19 protein-coding genes and 1 tRNA gene are annotated in these 18,550 nt (G+C 65.9%); 14 read left to right on the forward strand and 6 right to left on the reverse strand.

The window, feature by feature from the left end; genetic code table 11:
• Nucleotides 1–780: 780 nt before the first annotated feature.
• From NP4_RS08205 to NP4_RS08215, 3 genes are read right to left on the reverse strand one after another with little or no spacing between them, the layout of a single operon-like run.
• Nucleotides 781–1,035: a hypothetical protein gene (locus NP4_RS08205; protein WP_067994351.1), complete on the reverse strand. Its 255-nt coding sequence runs from the start codon at nucleotides 1,033–1,035 to the stop codon at nucleotides 781–783.
• Complete coding sequence (locus tag NP4_RS08210) at nucleotides 1,032–1,283, reverse strand: hypothetical protein (protein ID WP_067994355.1); 252 nt, start codon at nucleotides 1,281–1,283, stop codon at nucleotides 1,032–1,034. The genes NP4_RS08205 and NP4_RS08210 overlap by 4 nt, the downstream gene beginning before the upstream one ends.
• Nucleotides 1,280–2,020, reverse strand: coding sequence for a TauD/TfdA family dioxygenase (locus NP4_RS08215; protein ID WP_067994357.1), 741 nt, complete (start codon nucleotides 2,018–2,020; stop codon nucleotides 1,280–1,282). The genes NP4_RS08210 and NP4_RS08215 overlap by 4 nt, the downstream gene beginning before the upstream one ends.
• A gap of 98 nt (nucleotides 2,021–2,118) precedes the next feature.
• Here NP4_RS08215 and NP4_RS08220 point away from each other — a divergent pair, with 98 nt between their 5' ends.
• From NP4_RS08220 to NP4_RS08230, 3 genes are all read left to right on the forward strand, one after another.
• Nucleotides 2,119–2,547 (forward strand): NUDIX hydrolase, encoded by a 429-nt coding sequence (locus NP4_RS08220; protein ID WP_067994359.1) that lies wholly within the window; start codon nucleotides 2,119–2,121, stop codon nucleotides 2,545–2,547.
• A gap of 10 nt (nucleotides 2,548–2,557) precedes the next feature.
• Nucleotides 2,558–3,820: a helix-turn-helix domain-containing protein gene (locus tag NP4_RS08225; RefSeq protein ID WP_067994362.1), complete on the forward strand. Its 1,263-nt coding sequence runs from the start codon at nucleotides 2,558–2,560 to the stop codon at nucleotides 3,818–3,820.
• A gap of 195 nt (nucleotides 3,821–4,015) precedes the next feature.
• Nucleotides 4,016–4,423, forward strand: a complete 408-nt coding sequence (locus NP4_RS08230) for a tyrosine-type recombinase/integrase (protein ID WP_307596653.1) — start codon at nucleotides 4,016–4,018, stop codon at nucleotides 4,421–4,423.
• Here NP4_RS08230 and NP4_RS08235 read toward each other — a convergent pair.
• Nucleotides 4,415–4,487, reverse strand: a tRNA-Ala gene (locus tag NP4_RS08235). The genes NP4_RS08230 and NP4_RS08235 overlap by 9 nt on opposite strands.
• A 160-nt stretch (nucleotides 4,488–4,647) precedes the next feature.
• Here NP4_RS08235 and NP4_RS08240 point away from each other — a divergent pair.
• Nucleotides 4,648–6,375 (forward strand): N-acyl-D-amino-acid deacylase family protein, encoded by a 1,728-nt coding sequence (locus tag NP4_RS08240; RefSeq protein ID WP_067994860.1) that lies wholly within the window; start codon nucleotides 4,648–4,650, stop codon nucleotides 6,373–6,375.
• 3 nt (nucleotides 6,376–6,378) lie between these two features.
• Here NP4_RS08240 and NP4_RS08245 read toward each other — a convergent pair whose 3' ends face one another.
• Complete coding sequence (locus tag NP4_RS08245; protein ID WP_067994368.1) at nucleotides 6,379–7,119, reverse strand: uracil-DNA glycosylase; 741 nt, start codon at nucleotides 7,117–7,119, stop codon at nucleotides 6,379–6,381.
• 205 nt (nucleotides 7,120–7,324) lie between these two features.
• Here NP4_RS08245 and NP4_RS08250 point away from each other — a divergent pair, with 205 nt between their 5' ends.
• From NP4_RS08250 to NP4_RS08285, 8 genes are all read left to right on the forward strand, one after another.
• Nucleotides 7,325–7,768, forward strand: a complete 444-nt coding sequence (locus NP4_RS08250) for a GyrI-like domain-containing protein (protein WP_067994370.1) — start codon at nucleotides 7,325–7,327, stop codon at nucleotides 7,766–7,768.
• Nucleotides 7,765–8,199, forward strand: coding sequence for an effector binding domain-containing protein (locus NP4_RS08255; protein ID WP_067994373.1), 435 nt, complete (start codon nucleotides 7,765–7,767; stop codon nucleotides 8,197–8,199). Before NP4_RS08250 ends, NP4_RS08255 begins: the two co-directional genes overlap by 4 nt.
• 295 nt (nucleotides 8,200–8,494) lie before the next feature.
• The gene (locus tag NP4_RS08260) at nucleotides 8,495–9,226 is read left to right on the forward strand and encodes a hypothetical protein (RefSeq protein ID WP_067994375.1); all 732 of its coding nucleotides are present in this window, start codon (nucleotides 8,495–8,497) and stop codon (nucleotides 9,224–9,226) included.
• A complete protein-coding gene (locus NP4_RS08265; protein ID WP_067994378.1) occupies nucleotides 9,216–11,345 on the forward strand; it encodes an Rv1355c family protein in 2,130 nt (709 codons plus the stop codon). The genes NP4_RS08260 and NP4_RS08265 overlap by 11 nt, the downstream gene beginning before the upstream one ends.
• A gap of 43 nt (nucleotides 11,346–11,388) precedes the next feature.
• Nucleotides 11,389–13,221, forward strand: a complete 1,833-nt coding sequence (locus NP4_RS08270; RefSeq protein ID WP_281277662.1) for a putative bifunctional diguanylate cyclase/phosphodiesterase — start codon at nucleotides 11,389–11,391, stop codon at nucleotides 13,219–13,221.
• A gap of 2 nt (nucleotides 13,222–13,223) precedes the next feature.
• Nucleotides 13,224–14,207, forward strand: a complete 984-nt coding sequence (locus NP4_RS08275; RefSeq protein ID WP_067994381.1) for a GAF domain-containing protein — start codon at nucleotides 13,224–13,226, stop codon at nucleotides 14,205–14,207.
• Between the two features lie 67 nt (nucleotides 14,208–14,274).
• The gene (locus tag NP4_RS08280) at nucleotides 14,275–15,402 is read left to right on the forward strand and encodes a glycosyltransferase (RefSeq protein ID WP_067994384.1); all 1,128 of its coding nucleotides are present in this window, start codon (nucleotides 14,275–14,277) and stop codon (nucleotides 15,400–15,402) included.
• Nucleotides 15,403–15,490: 88 nt separating this feature from the next.
• Complete coding sequence (locus NP4_RS08285; RefSeq protein WP_067994387.1) at nucleotides 15,491–16,339, forward strand: SDR family oxidoreductase; 849 nt, start codon at nucleotides 15,491–15,493, stop codon at nucleotides 16,337–16,339.
• Here NP4_RS08285 and soxR read toward each other — a convergent pair whose 3' ends face one another.
• Complete coding sequence (soxR, locus tag NP4_RS08290) at nucleotides 16,340–16,837, reverse strand: redox-sensitive transcriptional activator SoxR (RefSeq protein ID WP_067994390.1); 498 nt, start codon at nucleotides 16,835–16,837, stop codon at nucleotides 16,340–16,342.
• Between the two features lie 116 nt (nucleotides 16,838–16,953).
• Between soxR and arcA the strand changes: the two genes are divergently transcribed.
• Together arcA and NP4_RS08300 are read left to right on the forward strand one after the other, a co-directional pair.
• On the forward strand, nucleotides 16,954–18,183 hold the full coding sequence (gene arcA, locus NP4_RS08295; RefSeq protein ID WP_067994393.1) for an arginine deiminase: 1,230 nt from the start codon (nucleotides 16,954–16,956) through the stop codon (nucleotides 18,181–18,183).
• 7 nt (nucleotides 18,184–18,190) lie between these two features.
• The gene (locus tag NP4_RS08300) at nucleotides 18,191–18,550 is read left to right on the forward strand and encodes a GntR family transcriptional regulator (RefSeq protein WP_067994395.1); all 360 of its coding nucleotides are present in this window, start codon (nucleotides 18,191–18,193) and stop codon (nucleotides 18,548–18,550) included.

The following is an 18,550-nucleotide window of genomic DNA, read 5'->3' on the forward strand; positions in this document are numbered from 1 at the left end:
CCGCATGGAGAAGATTGGGCGCGCAATGAATCAGAGATTTGCGCTTGTCGCCCATCCACCGAGTCGGCCCCTGCTCGTGATACAACTGACTCGGACTCGTCCGAGTCAAACAATCCCCGAGCGTCTGATACGTGTAATCGGGCCCATTCCCATCGCACCACCCCTGAGCGGTCTGATCATTATGAGCGATATAACACTTACCCGCCCATCCCCCCGCCGCCGAATCGGGCTCCGCCCCAGCAACCGAGCTGGTCAGGGCGATACCCGCGAACGCGGCAACCGCAGTAGCCACCCGCCCGACCCCGACATGCCTGAACCTCATTACAATCCCTCCCTATAAATATCGCGATCCGATGATCGACCGCGTTCCCTGCACGTTCGAACATACGGATTCGCAGCGCCCAGAACATCTCGCAGAAGTTTATTTCCCCCGAAACTGTCGAGATAGCAAGATCACGAAGGTCAACTCCGGCTGTACACCGTCGGCGGGATGCAGCGCAGCGCGGTCATCCGGAACAAACGAAACCGCCGCCCGACCCGGATGGGTCGAGCGGCGGTCTGTGGTGGAGCTAAGGGGAATCGAACCCCTGACCTTCTCGATGCGAACGAGACGGGGAGCTGCTGGCCAGTATCGAAAGTAGCTGTCTACCTGCGAAATCGCATCACTGTGATTCACGCTGAATCGTGCTGATTCGTGGGCAATTGTGGGCAGCGCATGGGCAGACGAATGCCCCGCCAAGGGGCACCGAGGCGGGGCGTTCGATGACGTATCCGAGCCGATTACCGTCCGGCGTTCGACTCCCCGGCGCTGTCACCTCCTCTCCGGCGTTCCGGATGCGATGCCCAGTAGCGGGCGACCACTCCGTCGATCTCGGTTTGGAGGCGAGGCTGCTCGGTCTGCTCGCGTAGTTCGGCGGCCACGCGCGACAGAGTCTCTAGATCCGCGCGGCTGGCTTCTCGCAAGATCGCTTCGGCTTCCGCGAGCTGCTGGGCGTTGAGCTTGCCGCGCCGAGGAAGCCACCTCGCGTCACTCATGAGGCGGTTACCGATCGAGTTGCGCGATGCAGACGACCCGCCGCCTCCAAGGTGCTCAGCGCCGCGTGTTTCTGCTTGCACTGAACCGAGTCGTTGTGCAGGTGGATCTGCAACAACCGGTGCGCCTGTTCTGGCGTGAGTGGACCCGGATCGAAAGCGCAGTGGTCGTAATACGGATAGTCGTTCGGATCGTCCGAGCCATTCTCGAAATGGATCGACACCCGCACGGTGTCGTAGTCAATGTTCATGGCTTCACCCCGACTGCGTTCGATGCCTCGAAACCCGATGGGATGGCAAACTCCTCGTGTGGATTCAGGCTGAGCCGGTACATGACTCGGTCGCCGCTGAATCGAGTACGACCGTGCAGCCAGCGGTGGTTGTGCAACACGTATCCCTGCCCAGGTTCCAAGCCGAACTGGATCATGTGGCGTTCCACAGCGTCACTCAACGCGGGCAGCCATCGGACGATCCCCGGGGCGAACATCGCCAGTTCGTCTCGCCGGTACCGAATCCGAACTCGCCCGTCCGTCGTGCGCTCGAATATCGAACTCAGGTAGCCCGCCGCCCCACCGAACAAGACCGTGTTGGGCTGTGAAAGTGCCTGTGCTGCTTGCGTGTTGCTTGCGGCAAGGTCGAGGAACATGCTCCGACCATCGATTGCGATGGTGTCACCGCCTCGGCCCTTCCGACCGCAAACCACCATCAACAGCGCAGGCGGTTCCGGTATGCCCGATCGGTCCGTGTGCGGAGCGAGTGCGCCGTTACCGAACCCCTCGAAACCGGCACGGCTGCCGAGCTTTCCGCGATGCATCAACGTTGTCACGCCATCCGGTCCGCTATCCCGGTGCGGGACAACACGACCCAAAGACGCCCCCAGGGCGACCAATTGTGCTCGAGTCCGAATGCCTTCGAATCGAGCCAAGCCATCCGCAGCCAGCTTTGCGGCTACCCCTGCTGCCCACTCATGCTGTAAGTCCACGAACATGGATCAACCGTGCGTCCGGTTCTACCGGCCCGTCCACTGACAAACTGTCACCGCGCAACCTGCGGGCCCGCCCCTGCGCCGGTGCTAGCGTCGCGGCTATGACTGCCTCCGGATACGTACCGCACATGTACTCGATCTCGATCAAAGGCGTTGTCGTTCGTGACGGTCGGGTGCTGCTGCTGAAGAACGAGCGCGAGGAGTGGGAGCTGCCGGGCGGCCGGATCGAGCCGGACGAGACACCCGAGGAATGCGTGGCCCGCGAGATCACCGAGGAGACGCAGTGGCCGGTCACCACTGGGCCGATTCTCGACTCATGGATCTACTACATCAACGAGGCCGAGAAGCACGTCTTCATCGTCACGTATGGCTGCTATCCGGATACCGACGCCGAACCGGTCCTGTCGCACGAGCACAAGGAAGTCGGGTTGTTCGGAGAGGACGAAATCGCCGGATTGAACATGCCCGACGGTTACAAGCGGTCCATCATGACGTGGTTCGCTCAGCTCCGAGCTGCGGAGAACGTCTAAGGGGGACGCTGTGGACGGCAGCAGGTGTCAGGCTTGCGGCGTCGCGATAAGCCGCTACGCAACCGAAGCTGTATGCCCCACCTGCGCCGTGGGCCAAAGCCCCACCAAAGCTCTGGTCCGCGCTACGCCGATCGTCTCCGCCATTTGGCTGTGGGCTGCTCCGGAAGCAGCGACGGCGATAGCAACCCGTGACCTGCCGACAATCCTGCGGACCTACCGCCGGATCAACGGCCTGAACCAAATAGCGCTGGCCGAACTACTCGGCTACGACAAGTCCTACGTGTCGATGCTCGAGACCGGCCGTCGGGCGATTGCCGATGTCGCATCGCGCCGTCATATCGCCAGTCGACTGGGCCTACCCGCACATGTCCTCGGGGTCACCGGTGTTGATGACGCCGAATACCGCGCGATGCTCCAATTCGGAGACAGCACAGTTCGTCTCGCCGAAATCGCGCGCCAGTCCGGACATGCTGTCGAGGCCGTCAACGAACTCTGGCCACTCGTGGCGCGACTGGAGGCCAGGGCAGCCGAAGGCCGCATGGAGCGAGACAGCCTCATTCTGCTCGCCCAAGCTCGAGTAGCGCTCGGCGTCTCGCTGGGCACGGTGCTACCCGAGGAACGTTTGGCCTCGGCCGCGCGCTGGACCGGACAAGCGGTCAAGATAGCCGCCAAGCTCAACAACCCGGTTTTCCACGCTCATACACTCCGGATGCACGGCAACGAGCTGCGCAAGGCCGGACATGTCGGCGCGGGGGTAGCGAGACTGGAACAGTCACTTGCCCTTTCGACCGATCCAGCTGACCGCGGTGCGACCCTCGCGTTCCTGTGCCGTGCGACAGGCGAACTCGGTGACGGCGAACACTTCGACCATGCTCTACGGCAGTACCGGCACCTACTGGAGCGAAATACGCACAGCGGCTTGCTATTCCAGCCGTTCACCCTGCACGAAATTGAGATAAGAGGCTTGCTCGGCACCGGCCGGACCGCGGAAGCAGGCCGACTCGTAGGCACTCCTGTCGGCACACCTTCCGCTCCGCAGTGGCGCATCATCGAACGCGTCACGACGGGCGAAGTGCTCGCAGCGATCAACGATCCCGACGCCGCCACAGAGGCATTCATCGACGCCATGCGATCGGCCGAACACCATCGGCTGCCACACCAGATTCAGCGAGTCATCCGCGCAACCATCAAGACCGGAATGGGAGAGCTGACCAGCGAAGCGCAAGCGACTCTGCGTCGCATTCGTTCGTCGCTGGTGTTGCACTCGAAATAAGAACTGCCGCCGGCGAGTCAGGGCCGAGAGAGGGGGTAGCGATTTTTGCATGAATTGCCCACTGGCCTAATAGTACCAACCGATAGTAATTAAACAGCTGCAGTATCCCAGAAACAAAGGGCTCCGTGCTTGCTCCTACGTTTATGGCCCGACCTTACTGCAAAATTCCCCGGCGAGAACGGCGCGGTACTGCGAGTGGGCAACTACCGGCCGCGCGTGTTCGCGATGGCTGTGGCCCGATGCAAGGGCGCGGCGCTTCGTCAGCGGACAAAGGAAGCCCAGCGCGGGAAGCTGAAGACTCCGGAGTTCCCGACGATCACGCCGCACGATTTGCAGCATACGGCCGCGTCACTCTCGATCGGCGCCGGGGCGAATGTGAAGGCGGTTCAGACCATGCTCGGCCACAAGCCGGCAGCGATGACGCTCGACACCTACGCCGATCTGTTCCCCGATGATCTGGAAGCCGTTTCGGCCGCTCTGGACAGGGCAGCGCGCGCGAGTGTGGGCAAAAGTGGGCAGCGGGCTAGCCGTGCTTACGCCCTAACGAAAACACCGCCCGACCTTTTCCCAGGTCGGGCGGTGTTTTCGCAACTGTGGAGCTAAGGGGAATCGAACCCCTGACCTTCTCGATGCGAACGAGACGCGCTACCAACTGCGCTATAGCCCCGTGTGGAACGTTGCCGAACCACGCTGAGGAACTTTAGCAGGTGGGGGTGAGGGTTGCCGAATCGGCTGGTGAGGGGTGGTTTGGGGGTGAGGGGTGGTCGTGGTGGGGGTTTGCGGATACAGTAATGTATCGAAAAGTCGGGAGCGGGCTGGAGGTCCTGGTGGCCGGGTACGAGATCGTGATTCGCGGGGGTGACGTCTACGACGGGACGGGGGCCGCGCCGGTTCGGGCGGATGTGGGGATTGCCGGTGGGCGGGTGTGTGCCATCGGGATCGATCTGCCCGAGGGGGTGCGCACGATCGATGCGACCGGTAAGTGGGTGGTGCCGGGGTTGATCGATGTGCATACGCATTACGACGCCGAGGTGTTGTTCGCGCCGGGGCTGGGGGAGTCGGCGCGGCACGGGGTGACCTCGGTGGTGATCGGGAACTGTTCGCTGTCGACGGTCTATACCGAGGCCGAGGACTGTGCGGATATGTTCGCCCGGGTGGAGGCGCTGCCGTGGGACGTGGTGCACGGCGCGGTCAAGGAGCATCGGGACTGGACCGATCCGAAAGGCTATGTGGCGGCGTTGGAAGCGAAGCCGCTGGGGGTGAATGTCGCCGCGTTCGTGGGACATTCGGATATTCGGGTGGCGGCCATGGGGCTGGCGCGGGCCTCGGATCGGCGGGCGCGGCCGACCCGCGAGGAGCTGCGGCAGATGGTCCGCATGCTCACCGACGCACTGGACGCCGGATTCGTCGGGCTGTCCACGATCCGCAGTTCGTTCTCCAAACTCGAGGGCAAGCGCTATCCGGGCCGCCAGCTGCCGTCGACCTATGCGCCGTGGTCGGAGTATCGGGAGCTCAATGATGTACTGCGGCAACGGGATCGGATCCACCAGAGCACCCCGAATCTGACCAGCCGGGCCGAGATGGGGCATTTCTTCCTGCAGAGCGCCGCACGGCGGCACGGCAGACCGCTGAAGACCACCCTGATCTCCGCCGCCGATATCAAGGCCGATCGGACCGTGGTGCGACTGGCGACAACGGTTGCGGCGCTGGCGAATCGGGTGCTCGGCGCCGAATTCCGCTGGCAGCATCTGCCGGTGCCGTTCGAGGTGTACGCCGACGGTATCGATCTGGTGGTGTTCGAGGAGTTCGGCTCCGGTGTCGCGGCGCTGAACATCCGAGATCTGCTGCGCCGCCACGAATTTCTGAACGACCCCGAGTTCCGGCGGGCGTTCCGCAAGGATATGGCCAAGAAGTTCGGCTCGCGGGTATGGCATCGGGATCTCGACGACGCCGAGATCGTGGCCTGTCCGGACGCCTCGGTCGTGGGCCGCTCCTTCGGCGCGATCGCCGCCGAGCGCGGCATTCTCGCTCCCGACGCCCTGTTGGATCTGGTCGTCGAGCACGGTTCGGCCCTGCGCTGGCGGACCACGATCGCCAACGACCGTGACGCCGAACTGAACCGGCTGGCCCGCTCGCCGCAGGTGCAGATCGGCTTCGCCGACTCCGGCGCGCACCTGCGCAATATGGCCTTCTACAACATGGGGATTCGCTTCCTCGAGCGTGTGCACCGCGACGGCTTCATGTCCGTCGAGCGGGCCGTGCACCGGCTGACCGGTGAACTCGCGCAGTGGTACGGCCTGGACACCGGCCGCATCGCCCCGGGCGCGCGGGCCGATCTCGCGATCATCGATCCGGCGGGCCTCGACGGGTCCGGCGCGCGGTATCACGAGGCGCCCATGCCGGGAGCCCCCGGCGTGCAGCGCATGGTCAATCGCAACGATCGGGCTGTCGCGGCGACCGTCGTCAACGGCACGCTGGTCTACGAGAACGGCGCGTTCGCCGACGGTTTCGGGACCTCGCTGCGCGCGGGCGCGTTCCTGCGCGCGGCGGACTGAGACCTACAGTCCCGCAGCGGATTTCGCCCGGGCGAGGACATCCTCGAGCATGGCCGGGGTCAGTCGCCCGGTGAAGGTGTTGTGTTGGCTGACGTGATAGCAGCCGAACACCTCGAGCGGCTCGCGGTCCGCGCGAGTGGGCGGAAGCGAAAGATGCACGCCGTGACCGAATTTCGGCCGTGGCCGCGGAACCTCCCAGCCCGCCTGGGACAGGATCGGCAGCAGCGTCTGCCAGCCGAAGGCGCCCAGGGTGAGCACCGCGCGCACGGTCGGGGCGAGCAATCCGAGTTCGGTGATCAGCCAGTGCCTGCAGGTATCGCGTTCGCCGGGCGTGGGTTTGTTCTCCGGCGGCGCGCAGTGCACCGGCGCGGTGACGCGGACTCCGAGCAGTCGCAGACCGTCGTCGCTGTCGATCGCGTACGGCTGATTGGTCAGCCCGACCGCGTACATCGCCTTGAACAGGAAGTCGCCGCTCTGGTCGCCGGTGAACATGCGCCCGGTCCGATTGCCGCCGTGGGCGGCCGGGGCCAGCCCGACCAACAGCAGTTTGGCGTCGGCCGGTCCGAGGCCGGGTACCGGTCGGGCCCAATAGTCCTGGTCACGAAAGGCCGCGCGCTTGTCGCGGCCGACCTGCTCGCGCCAGGCGACCAGGCGCGGACACGCCCGGCAGTCGACGAGGTCGGCGTCCATCTCGGCGAGGGTGCGATAGCCGCCGGGTGAGGTCGGGTCCGGATGTGCGGTCATACGACTCCTTCCGATCGATAGCCCACGCGCATCGATAGCCCGATATTTGCAATCTTGCGTTCGCAGGACTGCCGGATGGTTCGAGTGAAGCCGGTCATAGTACGCCCTCGCGAGGCGGCCATGTCACCGATCTCTCACAGAGTGGGTTGATAGCATGACGTTCCTGGCAGGCCGGTACGGGGTCGATTTCGAGAGAGTTTCTTCCATGCAGTTTGAGATCGTCGAGCGGGACGAGACGTGGGTGGCCGGTTTGCCGGTCCGAAGCCCGAAACGCGCGCTCGGGGAACTGCGCGATCACGACCTGGAGGCCGCCTGGGCCTCGGTCTTGCATCAGGAGCTCGGCGGCCCGCTGGCCTCGGCCTATACCGACTATTCGCCGGAGCTCAACACGTTCAACACCCAGATCGTCGGCTACGAGTGCCGCGCCTTCGACGAGGTCACCCGCGGCCATATCGTCGCGCGGCTGCCCAAGGGCACCTACGCCCGGTTCTCCTCGGTGGGCAACTTCCCGCAGATCATGACCGACCTGTGGACCCAGATCGCCTACGCCGAGGAACACAACCACATAAAACGCACGCACACCGGCGATTTCGAATGCTATCCACACGCATACAAGATCGATCTGTACCTGGCGGTCGATCCGCGATGACCTACTCGATCGTGGTCCGCGACGAGGCGCTCTACGGCGGCCTGGTGGTGCCGCGGATGCGCCCCAGTTTCAAGGTCAGCAACAGCGAGCTGATCGAATTCCTGCGCGACCGGCTGCGCGATCGCGACGGCGCCGAGCGTGCGCTGTACACGGTGTACGTGCCCGATCCGGCCGGAAATTACAACGTACTGGTGAGCTACGACTATCCGGCCGTGGACGCGGTACCGCTCGGCGACGTTCTGATTCGGGTGCCCAAGGGTGTCTACGCGCGTTTCGAACCCAACGGTGATTATCACGATCCGGTCGAGGATGTCTGGGCTCAGGTCGACGACGCCACCGCCTCCGCGGAGATCACCCGCGCCTACCGCGAAGAGATCGAAATCTGGCGCGGAACCGACCGAGTGGAGCTGTACATCTCGATCCTCGTCTAGATAGCTATTGGATAACCAAGCAAGTACCAACCGGTCTTCCGGTTATTGCGGCTCGCCGACATGATGGGCCTGACCTGGGGAGATTTCGAACCCCACGTCCAGGTTTCGGGAGATTTGCCGGACGTCTGGTCAATTCCGGCAGGATGACGGATACTGCCCTAGGCGACCACATCCGGACACGGCCGCAGCCCGTCCGGTCCGGACGGGTCGGCGTTAGTCGCGCGATGCCGCGCAGCAACGGAGTAGGAACTGTATGACTGTCGAAGCGGTCGCGGTCGGTCCGTCAGTGTCTCCCGTGGCAGGGACACTGCGCTTCCGAGATGCGCAATCCGCCTGCACCTTCTGGCTGAGCACCCCCGAGACGCGACCGGATCTGTGGGACCGGTACCTCGACGGGGCGTTGCGGGTGTACCGCCACTACGGCGTGGAGGGCGTCCTCGACTACGAGAACACACATGATGGTCGGTCGACTTCCATGTTCTTCAGCGCGGTGAACGAGGTCGGCGAGGTGGTAGCCGGGGTTCGGGTGCAGGGGCCGTACGCCGGCGTGGACGATATCGCCGCCCTGCACGAATGGTGTGGTCGCCCGGGTGAATTCGCGCTTCGCGAGCTCGTAGCCAGAAGACTGGAGTTCGGCATGGTGGAAGTCCGCGGCGGCTGGGTGGACCGGGCGGCCGATCATCGCCGGGCGCTGGGCGCGGCCGTGGCGCGGTGTCTCGCCTATGCGCCGATATTATTCGGTGTGCGTTTCGGATTCGGCACGGCCGCCTCGTTCACCGCCGCACGTTATCGCTCGACGGGTGGGGTGATTTCGCCCGGAGTTCCGGGAATCCCCTTTCCCGACACGCGATATTCGACTGTGCCGGTCTGGTGGGACTCCTGGCGATACCGTGACCTGGTCGACGAATCTCGATACTCGCTCATGTCGGCCGAACTGAGGGAACTGGATGTAGCCGAGAGCAAGGGCGGGCGCAGCCGCCATGGAACCGGGCGCGGATGGGAGGTCCTGCGCACATATGGTCGATGACTACGGTCCGAGTGCAGAATACAGACCGCTGATACTCGATCGGTCGGATCCGGCGGATTCTCGGATTCTCGATACGTTGCGAAGCGATCCGACCATCGAATTCCTCGACTTGCGTGAGCAGATTCGTGCGGAGTACACCGCCATCGCCGGTGAGAGCGCCGATGTCGCCGGGGAGCGCTGGGTGTACTACGGATGGCGGCGCACCGTCGTCGCGATACCCGGTGAACCGATTTTCCGAAGGGTGCGGCTGGATCGAAATCGCAATAAGCTGACCGCCGCCGAGCAGGAGCGATTGGCCGGTCTGACGATCGGCGTCATCGGTCAGAGCGTCGGGCACGCAGTGGCATTCGATCTCGCGCTGGAAGGGATATGCGGCTGTCTGCGGCTGGCCGACTTCGACGCGATCGAACTGTCCAATCTGAATCGGATCTCGGCCGGGCTGCTCGATATCGGGATCAACAAGGCGGTCGTCGCGGCCCGCCGGATCGCCGAACTCGATCCGTATCTGGAGGTCGAGGTCTTCGACGCGGGCGTCGACGAATGGTCCGTCGAGCGGTTCGTGGACGGGCTGTCGCTGCTGGTCGAGGAGTGCGATTCCCTCGACGTCAAAATCGTTGTGCGCGAGGCCGCGCGGGAAGCCGGGATTCCGGTCCTGATGCACACCAGCGATCGAGGTCTGCTCGATGTGGAGCGTTTCGATCTGGAGCCCGAACGGCCCCTGTTCCATGGTCTGCTGGGCGGATTGAAGGCGGGCGACCTGCGTGGACTCACCGTGCGTGAGAAATCGCCCTATGTCGTTCGATTACTCGGCGTTCGTGAAGTATCCGCCCGCATGGCCGCCAGCATGATCGAGGTCGGCGAAACCCTCGCGGGCTGGCCGCAATTGGGCAGTGACGTGATGATCGGCGGGGCGAGTGTGGCCGCGGCGGTGCGGCGCATCGGACTCGGAGTCCCGCTGCAGTCCGGCCGGACCCGCATCGATCCGGATGCGAGCCTGGACGAATTGATCCAGCCCGATCTGGGTGTGGATTTCCTCGGATCCGGCGACGATGTGCGGATCGGCCGGGCGAGCAGTCCGATCGGCAGGATCATGCACTGTGCCGCGCGGGCGCCCTCCGGCGGCAACGTACAGCCCTGGTCGATGCTGCGCGGACCCGGCCGACTGCGTATCGCACTCGCGCCGGAATTCCAGTCACCGCTGGATATCGGGCATCGCGGCAGCGCGGTAGCCGTCGGGGCGGCACTGTACAACGCGCGGGCGGCCGCCGCGGCGCACGGTCTACTCGGCGAATATCGGTTCGTCGAGGATCCCGGCAGTCCGCTGTGCGTCGTACTGGATATGGGCACAGGCGCGGACGCGGCGATCGCCGCGGACTATCCCATGGCCTTGCTGCGCGAGACCAACCGTCATCGCGGCAGCGGCGAACCGCTGCCCGGGTCGGTGATCGAGGCGCTCACCGCGGCCGCGGCGGCCGAGGGCGCGAGGGTGCGCCTGGTGACCGAACCGGGAGATATCGCGGAGGCGGCCCGATTACTGGGGGAGTCCGACCGGGTGCGGTACCTGACCCCGCATCTGCACGACTCCATGTTCGCTGAATTGCGCTGGCCCGAAGACGACGATCCGGTCACCGGGATCGATGTCGAGAGCCTGGAATTAGCCCCCGACGAGCAGGCCGCGCTGGAGGTCGGGCGTCGCGAGGACGTAATGGCCCACCTGCGCGAATGGTCGGCCGGATCCGCGCTCGGAAAATACACTCGCGACCGGGTTCGATCGAGTTCCGGGTTGGTGGCGGTGACCTTCCCGATACACGACGACGACCTGCGCGGATACGCGTCGGCGGGTATGGCGGTGGAACGGGTTTGGCTGCAGGCCCAGCGGTTCGGATTGGCCGTACAGCCCACCTCGCCGGTGTTCCTGTACGCCCGACGCTCCGAAGATTTCGTCGGGCTTTCCCCAATGTTCGCCGATACACTAGCGTCACTTCAGGACCGTTTCCTGGACCTCCTGGGAGTGCCTGAGCATGAGACCATTGCGTTGGTGCTTCGCCTGAGCTACGCGGCAGCAGCTTCAGTCCGTAGCAGGCGGCGTCCGCATACGGACGCGGCGCCCCGTAGTTAGCGTGATCGGAGACAAGGTGCCTCGGCGGACGCTCGATTCACTGGTGACTCAGGTCGCCGCAGAGCTCATGGGTGTCGATGCCACGACCATGGTCGGGGCGACCGAACGCGTATTGGCCCTGCTCGTCGAGTATTTCGATGTCGATTTCAGCTATCTGCGGCATACCGATCGCGACCGTCGCGCGACGGTCCTGATCGCCGAGTGGCCGCACCGGCCCGACGTGCCCGATCCCGATCCCTTGGCCGTGGTGTACTTCGAGAAGGCCGATTCGGTCTTCCGCGCCCTGGAACACGCGACCGAGCCGTTCCTGGTCACCAGCGCGGACGTGGACTATCAGGAGACCATCCGCAAGGCCTCGGGTCTGCCGCGCGTCACCTCCGCCGCGGTACCGCTGCTCTCGCGCGGGAAGTCGACCGGGCTACTCGGCTTCATCAAGGTCGGCGAGCGCGACTGGAGTACGCGAGAGCTGAATGTCCTCAAGGCGATCGCCTCGCTGTTCGCGCAGCTGCAGGCCCGGGTGGAGGCCGAGGAGCGGCTGCGCTACATCGCGATGCACGACGATCTGACCGGCTTGGCCAACCGCCGGGCGCTGCTCGAACATATGGAAGAGCGGCTGCGGCCGGGGCATTCCGGTCCCGTCGCGACGTTCTTCCTGGATCTGGACCGGTTGAAGGCGCTCAACGACTTCCTCGGCCACACCGCGGGCGACAACTTCATCCAGGCCCTGTCCGCGCGGCTGCGCGAACATCTGGACCCCGCGGATATGATCGCCCGGCTCGGCGGGGACGAATTCGTCATCGTTCCGGCCAAGCCGATGGACGCGGTCGCGGCCGAACTCGAGGCCACCCGGCTGCAGCAGGTCATCTCCCGCCGGGTCACGGTGGGCGGCGAGACCGTCAGTCGCGGGGCGAGCGTCGGTGTGGCGCTTGGCATTCCGGGTGAGACCACGGTCGCCGACGTGCTGCGCCGGGCCGATCACGCACTGCTGTCGGCGAAGTCCGGCGGCGGCAACGGCGTCGCGGTGTTCACCGATGCCATGCGCGCGCAGTTCGAGCTGCAGGACGATGTCGAGCTCAATCTGCGCAGCGCGGTATCGGACGGCTCGCTGATCCTGCACTATCAGCCCGAGGTGGATCTGCGCACCGGACGGATCGTCGCCCTCGAGGCACTGGTCCGATGGCAGCACCCGACCCGCGGACTGTTGCCGCCGGGCGCGTTCGTCGGGGTGGCGGAGGCGACCAACCTCGCGGGCGAACTGGGCCGCTGGGTGCTGCGCAACGCCTGTAAGCAGTTCGCCCAGTGGCGCAGCCACGGACTGGCGTCGAATGTCGTCATCCGGATCAATGTCTCGCCGGTGCAGCTGGTCAGTCTCGACTTCGTCGAGTCGGTGGAGGATGTGCTGCGCGAGTACGGAATCGACGGCAGTTCGGTCTGCCTGGAGATCACCGAACATGTGGTCGTGCAGGATTTGACCCGCACGCAGGTGACATTGCGCGGTCTCAAGCGCATGGGCTTGCAGATCGCTATCGACGACTTCGGCACCGGCTACAGCTCGCTGTCACATCTCAAGGCGCTGCCGGTGGATGCGGTCAAGATCGATCGCGGTTTCGTGCAGCGGCTCGGCGTCAGCACCGACGATCTGGCCATTGTGAAATCCATTGTCGGACTTGCGGGCTCGTTCGGATTGGGTGTGGTGGGCGAAGGAGTGGAAACCGCCGTGGCGGCTCGCACCCTGGTGGGTCTGGGGTGCTATCGGGCGCAGGGCTTCCTGATCGCCCGACCCATACCCGCCGAGGAGGTCGAAGTGCATCTTGCCGCTGGTCGCATTCCGTTGGACCTGGAGCTACCCCGGGTATCGCGAGTGCCGAAGGCGTAGTCGTGTCCGGTGGCGACTGGCTTCTGGTCGAAGCGCTCGGTCCCGAATCGGAGCCCACCATGGTGGCCGACGGCTGTCAGCTCAAGGAGTGGGCGAGTCTGGTCCGCGTCCGGCGAAATCTCGGGCCGACCGCGTTCCGGTTGATGCGCGAGGCGATGGATCGAAGTCGAGAGGGCGGGCCTGTGGGCCTGTGCGACGGGGGACTTCGTGCCGTGGCGATGCCGGTGCGCTGCGCGTTCGGCGCGACGCACGGTTTTCAGGTGTGGGTGGGTGGAAACGAGGAGCGTGTACCGCCCCCGCGTGCGGTCGGCGCCTGGGACTGGCTGTCGAAAACCGAACTGGCGCACCATGGTCCGGGGCTGGAAGAACTGATCTTCGCCCGTGCCCCCGGGGACGTGCGTGTGGTGCGGACACCGCCCGAGGTGTTCGGTCGCATGGCGCGATTCGACGGGAGACTGGAGTATTCGGCCGTGCTCACCGGAACCGATCCGGCCGGTCGATGGCAGGGCGAGGTGTATCTGCTCGGCGACGACGACCGGGTGCGTTGCTTCCAGATGACCGTCCGAGTACACGACGACGGCGGGATCGTGACCCGCGCGCTCATGCACGAGATCACCGATGCTCGCCCGCCGCGGCCCACGCCGGAGTTGGCGATGACCCGGGCCGTGTCGCAAGCCGACGACGCCGGGGTCGGATTCATCGAATTGGGTATGGGCGTGATCTACGAATGGATCAATGAGCCGCAACCGCCGCTGGATCCCTGGACGACCGAGCGGCCGGAATTTCATCCCGATGATGTCGAAGGCTATCGCGCGGCCTACCGGGAGGTGTCGACGCTCGGCCCGGACCGCCGAGCGCGGCGTGAACTGCAGGTCAGACTGCGATTCGCCGAGACGGATTGGATCGCGGTGCGGATCGAGATCTCCTATCTGTCCGGTGATTCGCCCCACGGACTCATTCGCGTCACCCCCGCCCCTGCCGGTTAGCCGACACTTCCGCGCCTGTTCACGCCGCGTTGTCCCGGGTGGTCTGGTGGGCGGGAACGATCGGCGAGTGCGCATCGTTCAGCTGGCGAACTTCTATGGTCCGCGGTCTGGGGGACTTCGCACCGCGCTGCATCATCTGGGGTCGGGCTATGTGGCGGCGGGGCACGAAGTGGTGTTGATCGTGCCCGGGGCGCGGCGGTCGGAAGAGGCGCTTGCGAGCGGGGTGGTGCGAATTACCGTGCCCGCCTTGGCTATTCCGTGGACGGGGGGTTATCGGGCGGCGGACCCGCGGCGGGTGGCCGATGTGCTGGCGGGGTTGCGGCCCGATGCGCTCGAGGTGTCGGATCGGCTGACGCTGCGCGGATTCGGGCGGTGGGCGCGGCGGCGCGATATCGCGGGGGTGATGATCTCGCACGAACGGCTGGATCGGCTGATCGGGCAGGTGCTACCGGGGCCGATGGCGCGGCGCGCGGCCGACGCGGCCAATCGGCGCACCGCGGCGGATTACGACATCGTGGTCTGCACAACCGAATTCGCGCAGCAGGAGTTCCAGCGCATCGAGGCGCCGAATGTGGCGCTGGTGCCGCTGGGGGTGGATCTGGAGATGTTCAGCCCGCGCCGCCACGACGGGCGGCTGCGCGCCGAACTCGGCGGGGAGTATCCGCTGCTCGTGCACTGCGGGCGGCTGTCGGTGGAGAAGCGGGTCGATCGCAGTATCGCGGCGGTGCACGCGCTGCGGCGCACCGGACGCGATTCCCGGCTGATCGTGGTCGGCGACGGGCCGCGGCGCGAATCGCTGGAACGGTTGGCGCGCGGACTGCGGCCGCTGAGCGACGGGCGGGCGGCGGTGCACTTCACCGGATTCGTCGACGACCGAACCAAGCTCGCGACCCTGCTGGCCAGTGCCGACGTCTCGCTCGCGCCGGGGCCGCACGAGACGTTCGGACTGGCCGCGCTGGAGGCGCTGGCGGCGGGCACGCCCGTGGTGGCCAGCCGGTCCTCGGCGCTGGCCGATATCGTGACCGCCGACTGCGGTGCGGTCGCCGCGGACCATCCGACCGCCTTCGCCCGAGCCGTCAACGAGGTGCTCGCACTGCCCGCCGGTGAACGCCGGACCGCGGCGCGCAGCCGCGCCGAGCAATTTCCGTGGCGGGCCGCGGTGACCCGGATGCTGCGGGTTTTCTCCGGTCGCTGAGCACCGCTTTCGAACCCCGCGCGCCCCGAGCCCGTATGCTCCTCGGCAGCACAGGAATACGTCCGGTCAACAGCATTCGAGGAACGGCGTGCGCGATCGCTTGAAGTCCGTCAGTGGTAAGAAGACCCTGATCACCGGTGCGGCCAGCGGAATCGGGCGGGCGACCGCCCTCGCCGCGGCGCGCGCCGGGGCCGAGCTGGTGCTCACCGATATCGATGCCGAGGGCCTGGCCGATACGGTCGAGACCATCGGCCGCGAGGGCGGCAAGGTGCTGGTGTCGCGGGCGCTGGACATCAGCGACTACGAGGCGGTCCGGGAGTTCGCCGAGGAGGTGCACTCGCGGCACGGCAGCCTCGATGTGGTCATGAATATCGCCGGGGTGTCGGCCTGGGGCACCGTGGAGAATCTCGAACATCGGCACTGGCGGCGGCTGGTCGACGTCAATCTCATGGGCCCGATCCACATCATCGAGACCTTCGTGCCGCCGATGGTGCGCGCGGGGCGCGGCGGGGCGCTGGTGAACGTGTCCTCGGCGGCCGGACTGCTGGCCTTCCCGTGGCATGCCGCCTACAGCGCCAGCAAATACGGGCTGCGCGGCGCGTCGGAGGTGCTGCGCTTCGATCTCGAGCGGCACGGCATCACGGTGCATCTGGTGGTGCCCGGCGCGGTGAACACCGGTCTGGTCGACACCGTCGAGATCGCCGGGGTCGATCGCGACGATCCGCGAATCCAGCGCTACACCAAGCGATTCCAGCAGCACGCGGCCCCGCCGGAGAAGGTGGCCGGACAGATCCTGCGCGGTATCGAGAAGAACCGCTTCATGATCCACACCTCCTTCGAGGTGCGCTTCGGCTACTGGTGGGCCCGCAAATTCGCCTGGCCCTACGAATTCGCCATGCGCCGCGCCAACGACCTGTTCAACTCGTTTTTGCGCTGATCACGCGGGTTCGGCGCAGCCGTCGACCTCCTTGGCGCAGTTGAGGTTCACATCCAGGACGCGGGCTCCGGGGCCCTCCTCGCCGAGTTTGTCGTGCCAGTTGGCGATGCGGCAGCTGGCCAGCGACAGGCAGCCACAGCCGATGCAGCCGGTGAGGCTGTCGCGCAGGCGGACCAGCTGCTCGATGCGCTGATCGAGGTCGACCCGCCAGATCGTGGACAGTCGTTCCCAGTCCTTGCGATTGGGGGTGCGGCCCTCGGGCAGGGTGTCCAGGGCCTTGCGAATCTCGCTGAGCGGAATGCCGACCCGCTGCGAGATGCGGATGAAGGCGACGCGGCGCAGGGTCTCGCGGTGGTAGCGGCGCTGATTGCCGCTGGTGCGACGGCTGGTGATCAGCCCCTCGCGCTCGTAGAAATGCAGCGCGGACACCGCGACTCCGCTTCGCTCGGACAACTGTCCGGGGGTGAGCTCCTTGGCCTGCCACGTCGTATGCTGCATATCCTAAACAATACTTGAGGTTAGGTGATGTTTACGCCCGATCGGAAGAACTGGGGGACGCGGAGCCGCCAGCGAATTCCGTGCCAATGCGGCCCCGGACTATTACGGTCGAAGCCATGGAAGCAGAGGCTGTGCCGTCGGCGCGACCGTTTTCCGTGACAAGCGAGGTCGGCACGCTGAACACGGTGCTGTTACACCGACCCGGCGACGAATTGCGTCGGCTCACCCCGCGCAACAACGATCAACTGCTGTTCGACGGCATCCCCTGGGTGGAACGCGCCCAGCAGGAGCACGATGTGTTCGCCGATGTGCTGCGCGGCCGCGGCGTGGAGGTGCTGCTGCTGCGCGATCTGCTGGTGGAGACGCTCGCGGTGAGCCGTCCGGGCCGCAGTATGGGCATCACCGCCGCGGTCGACGCACGCCGCATCGGCCATGGGCTGGCCGAGGATCTCAAGGCGTATCTGCGCGGGGTGCCGCCGGAGGATCTGGCCCGCGTGCTGATGGCCGGGATGACCTTCGACGAACTGCCGTTCGGCACCGATGCCACCTCCCTGGTCCGGCGCATGCACCACGGCACCGACTTCGTCATCGATCCGCTGCCGAATCTGCTGTTCACCCGCGATTCGTCGTTCTGGGTGGGCCCGAAGGTCGCGATCACCTCGCTGGCGCTGCCCGCCCGGGCCCGCGAGACCTCGCTGACCGACCTCATCTACGCCTTCCATCCGCGATTCCTGGGTGTGCGACGGGCCTACGAATCGCATACCGCGCCGATGGAGGGCGGCGATGTGCTGCTGCTCGCCTCGGGGGTGGTCGCGATCGGCGTGGGCGAGCGGACCTCGCCCGCGGGTGCGGAGGCCCTGGCCCGCAGCCTGTTCGAGGACAATCTGGCCCATACCGTGCTCGTCGTGCCGATCGCGCAGAACCGTGCCACCATGCATCTGGATACCGTGTGCACGATGGTCGATCGCGACGCGGTGGTGATGTATCCGGCCGTACAGGATTCGCTGTGCGCCTTCACCATCCGCAAGGAGACCGACGGCACGGTGAGTATGAGCGGTCCGGATCCGTTCCTGCCCGCCGCGGCCGAGGCGATGGGCATCGATAAGCTGCGGATCATCGATACCGGTCTCGACGGCGTGACCGCCGAACGGGAACAGTGGGACGACGGCAACAACACCCTCGCGCTCGCGCCGGGCGTGGTCGTCGCCTATGAACGCAACGAGAATACGAACGCGCGGTTGGCGGACGCGGGCATCGAGGTGCTCACCATCCCGGGCTCGGAACTGGGCTCGGGTCGCGGCGGACCCCGCTGCCTGTCCTGCCCGCTCGCGCGCGACGAGATGTGAGACGGTCATGCTCGAGATTCCGGTCGACCACCATTCGACGGTTCCGCCGTACGAGCAGTTGCGGCAGGGCATCATTGCCCGGGTTCGTTCCGGCGAGCTGACGGCCGGAACGAAGATACCCACGGTCCGGGCGCTCGCGGCCCAGCTGAGCCTGGCGCCCAATACGGTCGCGCGCGCCTATCGGGAACTCGAGCAGGACGGGGTGCTCGAAACCCGCGGCCGGCTGGGCTCGTTCATCGCCTCCTCGGGCGATCCGACCCGGGACGCCGCCGGGCGGGCGGCCACCGATTACGTGACCGTCATCCGCCGACTCGGCCTCGACGACGAGTCGGCGCTGCGCTACGTGCGGGCCGCGCTCAACGAATAA

The sequence above is a fragment of the Nocardia pseudobrasiliensis NBRC 108224 genome (assembly GCF_001613105.1).
Taxonomy (GTDB): domain Bacteria; phylum Actinomycetota; class Actinomycetes; order Mycobacteriales; family Mycobacteriaceae; genus Nocardia; species Nocardia pseudobrasiliensis.